Here is a 12,824-nt window from a genome sequence, read left to right on the forward strand (position 1 = left end):
TTCGCCGGCAAGCCGGTTCCTACAGAGAAGTGCCTCCAAATCCGTAGGAGCCGGCTTGCCGGTGAAAAGGGCCTCAAGTCTTGAAGCGCCGCACCAGGCTGTCCAGCTCATTGGACAGCCCCGCCAAGTTCTGGGAGTCCAGGCGTGCCGCGTTGGCCAGTTCCGCCACCCGTTGCGCATCGCCATGGATCTGGCTGATGTGCCGGTTGATGTCTTCCGCCACTTGATGCTGCTCCTCAGCGGCGGTGGCGATCTGAGTGTTCATGTCGCGGATCACATCCACCGACTCGCGGATCTGTCCGAAGCTGTTGCGCGCCAGGCCGATGCGGTTCACCGACTGTTGGGAGACTTCCAGGCTGGCGTGCATCTGCTGGGTCACGGCGCTGGTGCGCTTGGCCAGGTTGCCCAGTAGCCCGTCGATCTCGGCGGTGGAGTCGGCGGTGCGCTTGGCCAGGGCGCGGACTTCGTCGGCCACCACGGCAAAACCGCGTCCCTGCTCTCCGGCCCGGGCAGCCTCAATGGCGGCGTTGAGGGCCAGCAGGTTGGTCTGTTCGGCGATGGAGCGGATGGTGCCGAGGATCGACTGGATGTCGTTGCTGTCGCGTTCCAGTTGCTGCATCGATTGCGCCGATTGCTCGATCTCCTGGCTCAGGCGGTCGACGCTGTGCACCGCGTCGTCGATCTGCTGCTGGCCTTCCTGGGCCTGACGCTGGCCACTGTCTGCCGATTCGGCGGCCTGGCTGCAGGAGCGAGCCACTTCGTTGGCCGTGGCCACCATTTCGTGGAAGGCCGTGGACACCATGTCCACCGCTTCGCGCTGGCGTCCGGCGGCTTCGGCCATGTCGTTGGAAACCTGGGTCGAGGAATGGGAGGTGGCGAGAATCTTCTGTGCCGCCTGGCCGATGTGCTGGATCAGGCTGCGGATCGCCGCGAGGAACTGGTTGAACCAGTTGGCCAGTTGCGCGGTTTCATCGCTGCCGCGGATATTCAGGTTGCGGGTCAGGTCGCCTTCACCCTGGGCGATGCCTTCCAGGCCACTGGCGACACTGCGGATCGGCCGCACGATGAGGCTGGCGAAGCTGGCTCCGAATACCGCGAACAACACGGCCAGGACCCCGGCGATCACGGCGATGATCCAGGTCAGCTGGGTGGCCGAGCCCATGACTTCGTTCTGCTTGATCAGGCCGATGAAGGTCCAGCCCAGTTGTTCGGAAGGCCAGACGTTGGCCATGTAGTGCTCGCCGCCCAGTTCCACTTGCACCAGGCCCTTGCCGGTCTTGGCCAGTTGCGCGTAACCCTCGCCGAGGCTGTCCAGGGCCTTGAAGTTATGCTCCGGCTGCTTGGGGTCCACCAGCACCGTGCCGTTGTTTTCCATCAGCATCAGGTAGCCGGACTCGCCCAGCTTGATCTGCTTGACGATTTCGGTGAGCTGCTTGAGCGACACGTCGACCGCGACCACGCCGCCTTGGGGGCCCAACTGGTTGGCCAGGGAGCGCACGGTGCTGACCAGCACCGCATCGTCCGGGGCCCAGTAGTACGCATCGGTGCGCAGGGTCTTGCCCGGGCTGGCCAGCGCGGCCTTGTACCAGGGGCGCACGCGGGGATCGTAGTTGGCCAGCTTCAGGTCGGCGGGCCAGGAGACGTAACCGCCGTTGCTCACGCCATAGGACACATAGGCATAGGCGGGGTGGCTGGCGGCCATGGCGGCGAACAGTTCGAAGATGCGTTTGTCCTGCTCGCCTTCCGGAACCTTGGCGGCATCGGCGCTCATCCAGGTCTTGAGGTCGCCGCCGGCCTGGGTCAGCAAGGGTTGGGCTGCCAGGTAGTCGATGTTCTGGCTGATGCCTTCGAAGAACAGCTGCATGGCATTGGCCACTTGGCGGATCTCGCGGCCGCTGCCGTCGACAAAGGTGTTTTGCGCTTCGCTGCGCAGGTTGATCACCACCAGCGTGGCCACCAGCACCACGGGCAGGCAGGCAATGGCGGCGAAGGCCCAGGTGAGTTTCTGTTTGATATTCATCCGCGCTCCAGATTTTCTTGTATGACCACGAAGTGCAGGCGACTCGCGGATTATTGGCAGCTTGAAAGATGGCGCTGATTGCAGTCCCTGAGGCAGAAGTCGAGCAGGCAGCGATCGAACCTTGGCCGGCGGCTGACGTCTTTATTGGATTGTCGGACAAAATCCCTTTGTCTCTGATGACTTCGGCTGGGACGGCGGAAAATTGAGTCGCGCAGAGAAAAAACCTCCTTGAAGACGCCAAGGGCGTGCGACGGATGGCGGCAATCTCTCACGCCATGGCGGACGTTGTTCGCTGGCCACTCGGCTATGATCCTCGGCGGCAGCGCTTCAGGGATCTGGCACATTGAGTGCATTGCTGTCGTCCGGCGCTCGGCAGCCCTTTCCCGTGGTGGGAGGATTGCCGTATAACGAGTGACTTTCGCGTGTTTGGTAACAAGGGACCCACAATAAAAGCTGATGAAGACTCCAAAACGCATTGAACCCCTGATCGAAGACGGTCTGGTAGACGAGGTGCTGCGCCCACTCATGAGTGGTAAAGAGGCAGCTGTGTATGTGGTGCGCTGCGGCAACGAGCTACGTTGCGCCAAGGTCTACAAGGAGGCGAACAAACGCAGTTTCCGTCAGGCGGCGGAATATCAGGAGGGGCGCAAGGTTCGCAACAGCCGACAGGCGCGGGCCATGGCCAAGGGCTCCAAGTTCGGTCGCAAGGAAACCGAGGACGCCTGGCAGAACGCCGAAGTGGCGGCCTTGTTCCGTCTGGCCAATGCCGGGGTGCGGGTGCCCAAGCCATTCGACTTTCTCGAAGGCGTGTTGCTGATGGAGCTGGTGGCCGACGAGTACGGCGACGCGGCGCCGCGTCTCAACGATGTGGTGCTGGAACCGGATCAGGCCCGTGAGTATCACGCCTTCCTGATTTCCCAGATTGTCCTGATGCTGTGTACCGGTCTGGTGCACGGTGACCTGTCCGAGTTCAACGTGCTGCTGACGCCGGACGGTCCGGTGATCATCGACCTGCCCCAGGCGGTGGATGCCGCAGGCAACAACCATGCGTTCAGCATGCTGGAGCGGGACGTGGGCAACATGGCGTCCTACTTCGGGCGTTTTGCCCCGGAGCTCAAGCACACCCGTTATGCCAAGGAAATGTGGGCCTTGTACGAGGCTGGCACCTTGCATCCGGGCAGTGTGCTGACCGGCGAGTTCGACGACCCCGAAGAACTGGCGGATGTTGGCAGCGTGATCCGCGAGATCGAAGCGGCACGTCTCGACGAGGAACGCCGGCAGGCCGTGCGGGCGGCGGACGATGCGCCGCCAGGCAAATCCGAAGAACCACCGCCTCCGCCCTGGATGCAGTGATGGAATAGAAAAATCCGGCCTTGGCCGGATTTTTCTATTCCTGCAAACTACCTGGCACCTTGGCACCTTGGCACCTTGGCACCTTGGCACCTTGGCACCTTGTAGCCGCTGCCGCAGGCTGCGCACGGCCCGAAGGGACGCGAGGATCTTGAGGGCGCTGAGGTTTTGCAAGGGATCGCCAAGCAAGGCCCTGCGGACCTTTTCGCAGCCTCGCCAGGGCTCGGCAGCGGCTACAGAGAGCGCCTCTTGCAAATGCTCAGGACCCGCAACAACTGCCCGAAGCCAGTTCCTTGAGGATCGGGCAGTCCGGGCGATGGTCGCCGTGGCAGTGCTCCACCAGGTCCTGCAGGGTGTCGCGCAGCCCGGCCAGTTCGCGGATCTTCTGGTTGAGTTCATCGATGTGCTGGCGCGCCAGGGCCTTTACATCGGCGCTGGCTCGCTGCCGGTCCTGCCACAGGGTCAGCAGCTTGCCCACTTCTTCCAGGGAAAAGCCCAGATCGCGAGAGCGCTTGATGAAGGCCAGGCTGTGCAGGTCTTCGTCGCCGTACAGGCGATAGCCGCTGTCGCTGCGATGGGCCGGCTTGAGCAGGCCGATGGACTCGTAGTAACGGATCATCTTGGCGCTCAGGCCGCTCTTGCGCGCCGCTTGGCCGATGTTCATTCGGCGTTCTCCAGGTCTTTGGGTTTCCAGGTTTTCAACAGTAGCGCATTGCTCACCACGCTGACGCTGGACAGGGCCATGGCCGCCCCGGCCAGCACCGGGTTGAGCAGGCCGAAGGCCGCCAGCGGGATGCCGATCAGGTTGTAGACGAAGGCCCAGAACAGGTTCTGGCGGATTTTCGCGTAGGTCTTGCGGCTGATCTCCAGGGCCGCGGGTATCAGTCGTGGATCGCCGCGCATCAGGGTGATGCCCGCCGCGTGCATGGCCACGTCGGTGCCGCCGCCCATGGCAATGCCGATGTCTGCCGCCGCCAGGGCCGGGGCGTCGTTGATGCCGTCGCCGACCATGGCCACCACGCCGGTCTTTTTCAGTGCCGTCACCGTGGCGGCCTTGTCCGCCGGCAGTACTTCGGCGTGCACATCGTCGATGCCCAGGGCATCGGCCACGACCTTGGCGCTGCCACGGTTGTCGCCGGTCAGCAGGTGGCTGCTGATATGCCGCGCGCGCAGTTGCTGCACCGCCTGCAAGGCGCCGGGCTTGAGGGTGTCGCCAAAGGCGAACAGGCCCAGCACCCGGGATTGCGGGCTCTGCTCGATCAGCCAGGACAGGGTCCGGCCCTCGTGTTCCCAGTCTTTGGCTGCCTGGGCCAGGCTGCCCGGGGTCAGGCCGCTTTCTTCCAGCAGGCGGCGGTTGCCCAGGGCCAGTTGGCGGCCGCCCAGGGTGCCGGCGATGCCGCGCCCGGTCAGGGACTGGCTGGCGCTGACATCGGCCACCGGCAGTTGGCGTTCCTGGCACAGGTCCAGCACCGCTTTGGCCAGGGGATGCTCACTGCCGCGCTGCAGGGCACCGGCCAGTTGCAGCACGCTATTGTCGTCGCCTTCCAGGGCCTGCATATGGGCGATGCGTGGCGTACCGGAAGTCAGGGTGCCGGTCTTGTCGAAAACCACCGAGCTGACTTCGTGGGCTCGTTCCAGGGCTTCGGCGTCCTTGATCAGGATGCCGTGGCGGGCGGCCACGCCGGTGCCGGCCATGATCGCGGTGGGGGTGGCCAGGCCCAGGGCGCAAGGGCAGGCGATCACCAGCACGGCGACGGCGTTGATCACTGCGGTTTCCAGGGGCACGCCATACAGCCACCAGCCCACCAGGGTGATCAGCGCCAGCACCAGCACGGTGGGTACGAACACCTGGCTGACCTTGTCCACCAGCTTCTGGATCGGTGCCTTGCCGGCCTGGGCGTCTTCCACCAGGCGAATGATCCGTGCCAGCACGGTTTCCGCGCCGAGGGCCAGGGTGCGTACCAGCAGGCGGCCTTCGCCGTTGATGGCGCCGCCGGTGACTTTATCCCCAGGCTGCTTGGGCACCGGCAGGCTTTCACCGCTGATCAGCGCTTCGTCGGCATGGCTCTGGCCTTCGATGACTTCGCCGTCCACCGGAAAGCGCTCGCCGGGTTTGACCAGCACCAGGTCGTTCAGGCGCAGGGCGCTGATGGCGACTTCCTGCTCGCGCCCATCGATGACCTGGATTGCCCGCTCGGGGCGCAGGGCTTCCAGGGCGCGGATGGCGCTGGCGGTCTGGCGCTTGGCGCGACTTTCCAGGTACTTGCCCAGCAGCACCAGGGCGATCACCACCGCCGAGGCTTCGAAGTACAGGTGCGGCATGCTGCCGGCGGCGGCCGTGGCCCATTCATACAGGCTCAGGCCATAGCCGGCGCTGGTGCCCAGGGCCACCAGCAGGTCCATGTTGCCGCTGCCGGCGCGCACGGCTTTCCAGGCGGCGACATAAAAGCGTGCGCCGAAGATGAACTGCACCGGAGTGGCCAGGGCGAACTGGGCCCAGGCCGGGAGCATCCAGTGCAGGCCAAAGGGTTGCACCAGCATCGGCAGCACCAGGGGCAGGGCCAGGAGGATCGCCAGGACCAGGCTCCAGCGTTCGCGGCGCAGGTTCTGCTGCTGGTCGTTGCCGTGCTTCTGCTCGGCCTGCCACAGGCTGGCTGAGTAGCCGGCCTGGGTCACGGCGTTGATCAGTTGCGCCGGGTCGACCTGGCCCAGCAGCTCGAGGTGAGCCCGTTCCGTGGCCAGGTTGACGCTGGCGCTGCGCACGCCTTGAACCTTGTTCAAGGCGCGTTCTACACGTCCGGCACAGGTGGCGCAGGTCATGCCGCCGATGGTCAATTCAATGGACTGCACCGGTACGCTGTAACCGGCATTTTCCACCGCTTCCAGCAGGGCCGGCAGACTGTCCCCGGGGGCTTCGATCCGGGCCTGTTCCGTGGCGAGGTTGACGCTGACCGCGCGTATACCGGCGACTTTGGCCAAGGCACGCTCCACACGACCGGCGCAACTGGCGCAGGTCATGCCGGCAATCGGCAGGTCGAAGGTGGTTGATTCAGGCATGGCTGACACTCCCTGTAAATGTTGCCCACAGGATCAACCTTGCCATGCAGGCAAGGTCAAGCGGGCATTGCCAGGGTGCTTCATTTTGTCCCAGGGGGGAGCAGGAGCACGCCTTGCGCTGCAGGACGCAAGGCGTGTGGAGAGCGGAGCGTCAGTAGTCCAGGGCGGTGGGCTTGAGGTACATGCCCGAGGCGTTGCTGGCGATGCGGAACTTCAGCACGTCGCCGGCCCGCACGCTGATGTCCTGGGAACCCGGGGCGAGCAGGCCAGGGTTGCAGCCCGGCGCCTGGCCCGGCAGCAGTTTCAGGCGCAGGGACACTTTGCCCGGCGGCAGGTTGAAGGAGGCGCTCTGTTCCTGGAACAGCCGACCGGCGAGCTGGTCCTGGATGTACAGGCCGATCTCGCAGGAGGTGGCGACTTCCAGCCGCTCCCGGGAAATGATCAGTACGCCGTAGTCTTCTCCGGCGGCCAGTGCCGGTGGCGTTGCCGCCAACAGACCAAGGAGGCCGACGAGGCTGAAAGTTGACCAGCGCATGGCTGAATCTCCTGCTGTGATGTCATAAGACGTGCAGCTTGGCGGAGCGCGGCGCCGATTTCCAGCCCGGCAGTTCAATCCGGAACTTGACCTTGCCACGGTGGCAAGGACAAGACTGCGTGCATCCCAATACAGGAGAAGCGCGATGCAAGTATTCAATGTTCAAGGCATGTCCTGCGGCCACTGCGTGCGGGCCATCACTCAGGCGCTGCAGAGCAAGGACCCGGCGGCCACCGTGCGGGTGGATCTGGCGGCCAAGGAAGTGGGGGTCGAGAGTCGCCTGTCCAGCGAAGAGGTGATCAATCTGATCAGCGAGGAAGGCTACGCCGTCCAGGTTGCTTGAGTCTTTTTAATCGTTAGCGACCTATCGGAATGTTCAAGGCGTCCAAGCGCAGCTAGACTGTGCGACCGCTGACCAACGCTCGCTTGGATGCCATGAACCTGCGCACAATCCTGATTCTCGGCGCCTTGAGCGCTTTTGGCCCTTTGGCCATCGACTTTTATCTGCCGGCCTTTCCCTCGATGGCCCTGGCTTTCGGCACCGATGAAAAGCACGTCCAACTGACCCTGGCCGCCTATTTCCTTGGATTGTCCATTGGGCAGCTGGCCTATGGTCCTGTGGCCGACCGTTTTGGTCGGCGCCTGCCGTTGCTGGTGGGAGTGGGGCTGTTCACCCTGGCCTCACTGGCCTGCGCCTATGCGCCCAACCTGGAGTGGCTGATTGGCGCGCGTTTCGTCCAGGCCCTGGGCGGTTGCGCCGGGATGGTGATATCCCGCGCGGTGGTCAGCGACAAGTGCGATGCCGTGGGTTCGGCCAAGGTGTTCTCCCAGTTGATGCTGGTGATGGGCCTGGCGCCGATCCTGGCGCCGATGCTCGGCGGCCTGCTGGTCAATCTCTACGGTTGGCAATCGATCTTCATCATGCTCACGGTGTTCAGCGCCCTGTCTGGATTGGCGGTGGCCCTGGGCCTGCCGGAAAGCATGCCGGCCACGCGCCCGCGCCTGCCGTTGTCCGGCGCGTTGCGCCAGTACGGCCTGTTGCTGGCGGACCGGGTCTTTCTCGGTCACGCCCTGACCGGCGGCATCGCCATCGCCGGGATGTTTTCCTATATCGCCGGCTCGCCCTTTGTCTTTATCAAGCTCTACGGCGTGCCGGCGGAGCATTTCGGCTGGTTCTTCGGGATCAATGCCGGCGGTTTCATCCTGGTGGCGCAGATCAATGCGCGGCTGTTGGCCAAGCGCGGTCCGGCTTTCCTGCTGGCCCGTACCGTGTGGATCTACCTGGCGGCCGGGTTGACCTTGCTGGCAGTCAGCGCCCTGCATACGAGTGAGCTCTGGCCGCTGTTGCTGCCCTTGTTCGTGTGCATCGCCAGCCTGGGCTGCATCATTCCCAACGCGGCGGCCTGCGCCATGAACGGCCAGGGCGCGCGGGCCGGCAGCGCCTCGGCCATGCTCGGTTGCCTGCAGTTCAGCGTCGCTGCGGGCGCTGCCTATCTGGTGGGTGTGTTGCACGATGGCAGCGCCATGCCGATGGCCATGGTCATCAGCCTGTGTGGTGTTCTGGCGGTGAGCATGGCGGTCATGACCCGGCGTTTGCAGAATGCCCGGGCCTTGAAAGCCGCTGAGCTCTGAGTCAGCCGACGGCGCGCTGACTCTGGGGAATCGGGTGGGGGGCTTGCAGGCGTGCTTGCAGGGTCTGGGTGAAAGCCCGGGCCTCGGCTTCACTGCGGAAAGTCACCGCGTGCTGGTCGAGACGGACCTGCCATTGGGAGCCTTGAGGGTTTGCCAATTCTTTTATCAGGATCTTCATTGCTGACCTCCTAACGGTAAAAGAGTGCGATGCAAGGGCTGCCAGTGTAGACCCGAATACGGTCACAAATATGACCGAAATCAACTCTCGGACTGACGGCGGCCATCGGGCTTTTGTGCGCGATGGCCGCCGTGCGTTCAGCCCTTAGAAACCTTCCAGGACGATCTTGCCCTTGGCCGTGCCGCTCTCCAGCAAGGCGTGGGCGCGGCGCAGGTTGGCCGCGTTGATCTGGCCGAAATGCTCGCCCACTGTGGTCTTCAAGGTGCCGGCGTCGATCAGCTCGGCGACCTTGTTGAGCAGCACGTGCTGTTCCTGCATGTCGGTGGTCTCGAACAGCGAGCGGGTGTACATGAACTCCCAGTGCAGGGACAGGCTCTTGCGCTTGAGCTTGGTCACGTCGAGGCTTTTCGGATCGTCGATCAGGGCCAGTTTGCCCTGGGGCACCAGGGCTTCCACCAACTCATCAAGGTGGGTGTCGGTCTGGGTCAGGCTGGCGACGTGGGTCACCTGATTGATGCCGATGCGCTTGAGCTCGGCGCTCAGTGGCTGACGGTGATCCACCACGCCGTGCGCGCCCAGCTCGCGGACCCAGGCTTGGGTCTGCTCCCGGGAGGCGCTGCCGATCACCTTGAGGCCGGTCAGTTGCCGGGCCAGTTGGGTGAGGATCGAACCGACCCCGCCGGCGGCGCCGACAATCAGCAGGCTCTGGCCCTGGTCGCTGCGGTCCTGGCTGATTTGCAGGCGTTCGAACAGCAGTTCCCAGGCCGTGATCGCGGTCAGCGGCAGGGCCGCGGCTTCGGCAAAACCCAGGCTCTTGGGCATATGGCCGACGATCCGTTCATCCACGGTGTGCAGCTCGCTGTTGCCTCCGGCCCGGGCGATGGAGCCGGCGTAGAACACCCGGTCGCCAACCTTGAACAGGCTGACCTCGCTGCCCACGGCCTTGACCACGCCGGCCACGTCCCAGCCCAGCACCTTGGCGGCGCCGCCTTCGGGCTGGACGTTCTGGCGGACCTTGGTGTCCACCGGGTTGACCGAGATGGCCTTGACCTCCACCAGCAGGTCGCGAGGGCCGGCGACCGGCTCGGGCAGTTCGATGTCTTGCAGGGACTTGGGGTCGTCGATTGGTAGGGATGCGTAGTAGGCGATGGCTTTCATGGTGAATTCCTGTTGAGTGCAGAGTGAGGGTCAGACGATCAGTTGCAGGCGCTTGAGTTCGAAGTGCTCGATCGCCTCGCGGGTCTGGTCGAGGAAATGCTGGAAGTGCGGGGTGTTGTTGTGAAACTCCAGGGCGGCCTCATCGTCCCAGCGTTCCAGAACGTAGAAGGTGCCCGGCTGTTCGGCGTCCTGATGCAATTGGTAGTACTGGCAGCCGGTCTCGGCACGGCTGGGGTGTACCAGGGCACTGAGTTCGTGCTTGAGGACGTTGTGCTGGTCAGGCTTGGCGATCAGGGTCGCGATGGCGGTAAAGGCTTGGGACATGGTGTTTACCTTTGGGCTGTCAGGTGATGGGCAGATAATTGGCTATTTCTCCCGAAGATAAAACCGGCTAAAAGAGCAGTCTCTTTCAATATTTCTTTGATAATCCAGGGGTAGATCCATGCTGCGATTCGATGACCTGCAACTGTTCGTGCGGGCCGCGGACCTGGGCAGCCTGTCGGCGGCGGCCCGGGTCATGGACCTGTCGCCGGCGGTGGCCAGCGCCGCCCTCAAGCGCATCGAAGAACACTTGGGGGCGCGTTTGCTGGCCCGTTCCACCCGCAGCCTGCGTCTGACGGCCGAGGGCGAGGGCTTTCTTGAATACGCTCGCGCCGCCTTGAGCAACCTGGATGAAGGGCGGCGCTTGCTGGCTAGTGGACAGGATCAGGTCAGCGGCGTGTTGCAGCTTTCCGCGCCCTCTGACTTTGGTCGCAACCTGCTGCTGCCCTGGCTCGACGAGTTCCAGCGCGAGCATCCCAAGCTCAGCGTGCGCCTGCTGCTGGGGGACCGGATTGCCGATCTGTTCCGCCAGCCGGTGGACATTGCCCTGCGCTACGGCGAGCCGGAAGACTCCAGCCTGGTGGCGCTGCCGATAGCCCCGGACAATCTCCGGGTCCTGTGTGCGGCCCCCAGCTACCTGGCCCGGCACGGCGAGCCGCGCCAGCTGGAGCAACTGGCCCAGCACAACTGCCTGCTGTACATGCTCGACAGCCGGGCCCACGACCTTTGGAGTTTTTATGACGGCAAGCGCGAGGTGAGCCTGACCGTCAGCGGCGACCGCCTGAGTGACGATGCCGATGTAGTGCGGCGCTGGGCGGTGGCCGGCGAAGGGATTGCCTACAAGTCCTGGCTGGATGTGGCCGCCGACGTGCTGGCCGGCCGCTTGCAAGTGCTGTTGCCGGAGTTGCGTTGCGAAGGCGCGTCGCTGAACCTGCTGTGCACCCATCGCGCGCACTTGAGCAAACCGGTCAAGCTGTTGCGGGACATGCTCCAGGAGCGCTGCGCCCAGATCAGCGCCCGCCGCCCGTAAGAGCCGGGGTGCCGGCGAACCCAGGTGCCGCGTCCTCGGCGTCGCTGCCGGACGCGAACAGGTCGCCCTCAGCCATCACCCCCCGCTTCGATCCCGCACACTCGACGGGTCGTGCATTCAATCGGGGGAACAGGGCATGGGCATACAGGGATACAGCGCCGCAGAGCGCCTGGAGCGCTTACCTATCAGCGGTTATCACCGGGTGATCTTCATCATCATTGCCCTGGCGTTTTTCTTCGACTCCATGGATTTGGCGATGATGACCTTCCTGCTGGGGTCGATCAAAACCGAGTTCGGCCTGAGCTCGGCCCAGGCCGGCCTGCTGGCCAGCTCCAGCTTCTTCGGCATGGTGCTCGGCGCCTCGCTGTCGGGCATGCTCGCCGACCGCTTCGGGCGCAAGCCGGTGTTCCAATGGAGCATCGTGCTCTGGGGCGTGGCCAGTTACCTGTGTTCCACCGCCCAGAGCGTGGACAGCCTGACCCTGTTCCGGGTGCTCCTGGGCATCGGCATGGGCATGGAGTTTCCCATCGCCCAATCGATGCTCTCGGAGATGATTCCGGCGCAACGACGCGGGCGCTACATCGCCTTGATGGACGGCTTCTGGCCCTTGGGTTTTGTGGCGGCCGGTGCGCTGTCGTACTTCCTCCTGCCGCTGATCGGCTGGCGCGACATCTTCCTGGTGCTGGCGATTCCGGCAGTGTTCGTGCTGGTGATCCGCTTCTTCATTCCCGAGTCGCCGCGCTGGCTGGAGCAGGCTGGGCGCCATGCCGAGGCCGACCGGGTGCTGCTGGGCATCGAGGACAAGGTGCGGGCTGCCCTGGGTGGCGCCCCGTTGCCGGAACCGGTGCGCCTGCCGCGAGTCGAGCAGGCGCCGGGGCACTTTTTTTCTGCGCTGAAACAGATCTGGTCGCCCCTGTATCGGCAACGCACGATGATGATCTGGAGCCTGTGGTTCTTCGCATTGCTGGGGTTCTACGGGCTGACGTCCTGGCTCAGCGCCTTGCTGCAACAGTCCGGTTTTGCCGTGACCCAGTCGGTGTACTACACGGTGCTGATTTCCCTGGGCGGGATTCCCGGGTTCCTCATGGCCGCCTGGCTGGTGGAGCGCTGGGGGCGCAAGCCGGTGTGCATCGTCACCTTGCTCGGCGGCGGGATCATGGCCTTCTTCTACGGCCAGAGCGCGGTGTTTGGCGGCAACGTCAGCCTGTTGATCGGCACCGGGCTGCTGATGCAGTTCTTCCTGTTCGGCATGTGGGCGGTGCTCTACACCTACACGCCGGAGCTGTACCCGACGTCTGCCCGGGCCACGGGTTCGGGCTTCGCTTCGGCCGTTGGCCGGATCGGTTCGCTGCTGGGGCCTTTGGTGACCGGGCTGGTGTTTCCCATCACCGGGCAGGGCGGGGTGTTTGCCCTGGGGGCGGCGTGCTTTGTGGTGGCGGCGGGAGTGGTCTGGCGGTTCGGGATGGAGACCCGGGGCAAGACGCTGGAGGCGTTGAGCGAGGCGGGCGCTTGAGTTTCGCCGGCCAGCCGGCTCCTACACGAA

Annotated in this window: 12 protein-coding genes; 5 read left to right on the top strand and 7 right to left on the bottom strand. The window is 64.4% G+C overall.

Annotated elements, in window-relative coordinates:
* Positions 1-73: 73 nt before the first annotated feature.
* Entirely contained in the window at positions 74-2,020 is a 1,947-nt protein-coding gene (locus tag J5M73_RS15405) for a methyl-accepting chemotaxis protein (protein ID WP_102863026.1), read from the bottom strand.
* Between the two features lie 456 nt (positions 2,021-2,476).
* On the opposite strand from J5M73_RS15405, the gene J5M73_RS15410 reads away from it, so the two are divergent.
* Entirely contained in the window at positions 2,477-3,373 is an 897-nt protein-coding gene (locus J5M73_RS15410; protein ID WP_102863027.1) for a PA4780 family RIO1-like protein kinase, read from the top strand.
* Positions 3,374-3,629: 256 nt separating this feature from the next.
* Here the strand turns inward: J5M73_RS15410 and cueR are convergent, their stop codons facing one another.
* The 3 genes from cueR to J5M73_RS15425 all read right to left on the bottom strand — a co-directional run bounded on the left by cueR (position 3,630) and on the right by J5M73_RS15425 (position 6,962).
* The gene (cueR, locus tag J5M73_RS15415) at positions 3,630-4,034 is read right to left on the bottom strand and encodes a Cu(I)-responsive transcriptional regulator (RefSeq protein ID WP_060837378.1); all 405 of its coding nucleotides are present in this window, start codon (positions 4,032-4,034) and stop codon (positions 3,630-3,632) included.
* A complete protein-coding gene (locus J5M73_RS15420) occupies positions 4,031-6,427 on the bottom strand; it encodes a heavy metal translocating P-type ATPase (RefSeq protein ID WP_102863028.1) in 2,397 nt (798 codons plus the stop codon). Before J5M73_RS15420 ends, cueR begins: the two co-directional genes overlap by 4 nt.
* Positions 6,428-6,578: 151 nt before the next feature.
* Complete coding sequence (locus J5M73_RS15425; protein WP_102863029.1) at positions 6,579-6,962, bottom strand: hypothetical protein; 384 nt, start codon at positions 6,960-6,962, stop codon at positions 6,579-6,581.
* Positions 6,963-7,107: 145 nt separating this feature from the next.
* On the opposite strand from J5M73_RS15425, the gene J5M73_RS15430 reads away from it, so the two are divergent.
* Together J5M73_RS15430 and J5M73_RS15435 are read left to right on the top strand one after the other, a co-directional pair.
* Complete coding sequence (locus J5M73_RS15430) at positions 7,108-7,305, top strand: cation transporter (protein ID WP_102863030.1); 198 nt, start codon at positions 7,108-7,110, stop codon at positions 7,303-7,305.
* Positions 7,306-7,397: 92 nt separating this feature from the next.
* Positions 7,398-8,594, top strand: a complete 1,197-nt coding sequence (locus J5M73_RS15435; RefSeq protein WP_102863031.1) for a multidrug effflux MFS transporter — start codon at positions 7,398-7,400, stop codon at positions 8,592-8,594.
* A 1-nt stretch (position 8,595) separates the two neighbouring features.
* Here J5M73_RS15435 and J5M73_RS15440 read toward each other — a convergent pair whose 3' ends face one another.
* The 3 genes from J5M73_RS15440 to J5M73_RS15450 form a co-directional block, all read right to left on the bottom strand.
* Positions 8,596-8,772: a hypothetical protein gene (locus tag J5M73_RS15440; protein ID WP_162884107.1), complete on the bottom strand. Its 177-nt coding sequence runs from the start codon at positions 8,770-8,772 to the stop codon at positions 8,596-8,598.
* Between the two features lie 144 nt (positions 8,773-8,916).
* Positions 8,917-9,930, bottom strand: a complete 1,014-nt coding sequence (locus tag J5M73_RS15445; RefSeq protein ID WP_102863032.1) for a zinc-binding alcohol dehydrogenase family protein — start codon at positions 9,928-9,930, stop codon at positions 8,917-8,919.
* 30 nt (positions 9,931-9,960) lie between these two features.
* Positions 9,961-10,254, bottom strand: coding sequence for a putative quinol monooxygenase (locus J5M73_RS15450; RefSeq protein ID WP_102863033.1), 294 nt, complete (start codon positions 10,252-10,254; stop codon positions 9,961-9,963).
* A gap of 118 nt (positions 10,255-10,372) precedes the next feature.
* On the opposite strand from J5M73_RS15450, the gene J5M73_RS15455 reads away from it, so the two are divergent.
* On the top strand, positions 10,373-11,281 hold the full coding sequence (locus tag J5M73_RS15455; RefSeq protein WP_102863034.1) for a LysR family transcriptional regulator: 909 nt from the start codon (positions 10,373-10,375) through the stop codon (positions 11,279-11,281).
* Positions 11,282-11,417: 136 nt separating this feature from the next.
* Entirely contained in the window at positions 11,418-12,794 is a 1,377-nt protein-coding gene (locus J5M73_RS15460; protein WP_102863035.1) for an MFS transporter, read from the top strand.
* Positions 12,795-12,824: the final 30 nt, after the last annotated feature.

This window comes from Pseudomonas sp. 50_B, from assembly GCF_017491625.1.
GTDB lineage: Bacteria > Pseudomonadota > Gammaproteobacteria > Pseudomonadales > Pseudomonadaceae > Aquipseudomonas > Aquipseudomonas danubii.

Coding starts and splice junctions, on each gene's coding strand:
- J5M73_RS15405 (WP_102863026.1), bottom strand. CDS start 2,020: ATGAATATCAAACAGAAACTCACCTGGGCCTTCGCCGCCATTGCCTGC.
- J5M73_RS15410 (WP_102863027.1), top strand. CDS start 2,477: ATGAAGACTCCAAAACGCATTGAACCCCTGATCGAAGACGGTCTGGTA.
- cueR (WP_060837378.1), bottom strand. CDS start 4,034: ATGAACATCGGCCAAGCGGCGCGCAAGAGCGGCCTGAGCGCCAAGATG.
- J5M73_RS15420 (WP_102863028.1), bottom strand. CDS start 6,427: ATGCCTGAATCAACCACCTTCGACCTGCCGATTGCCGGCATGACCTGC.
- J5M73_RS15425 (WP_102863029.1), bottom strand. CDS start 6,962: ATGCGCTGGTCAACTTTCAGCCTCGTCGGCCTCCTTGGTCTGTTGGCG.
- J5M73_RS15430 (WP_102863030.1), top strand. CDS start 7,108: ATGCAAGTATTCAATGTTCAAGGCATGTCCTGCGGCCACTGCGTGCGG.
- J5M73_RS15435 (WP_102863031.1), top strand. CDS start 7,398: ATGAACCTGCGCACAATCCTGATTCTCGGCGCCTTGAGCGCTTTTGGC.
- J5M73_RS15440 (WP_162884107.1), bottom strand. CDS start 8,772: ATGAAGATCCTGATAAAAGAATTGGCAAACCCTCAAGGCTCCCAATGG.
- J5M73_RS15445 (WP_102863032.1), bottom strand. CDS start 9,930: ATGAAAGCCATCGCCTACTACGCATCCCTACCAATCGACGACCCCAAG.
- J5M73_RS15450 (WP_102863033.1), bottom strand. CDS start 10,254: ATGTCCCAAGCCTTTACCGCCATCGCGACCCTGATCGCCAAGCCTGAC.
- J5M73_RS15455 (WP_102863034.1), top strand. CDS start 10,373: ATGCTGCGATTCGATGACCTGCAACTGTTCGTGCGGGCCGCGGACCTG.
- J5M73_RS15460 (WP_102863035.1), top strand. CDS start 11,418: ATGGGCATACAGGGATACAGCGCCGCAGAGCGCCTGGAGCGCTTACCT.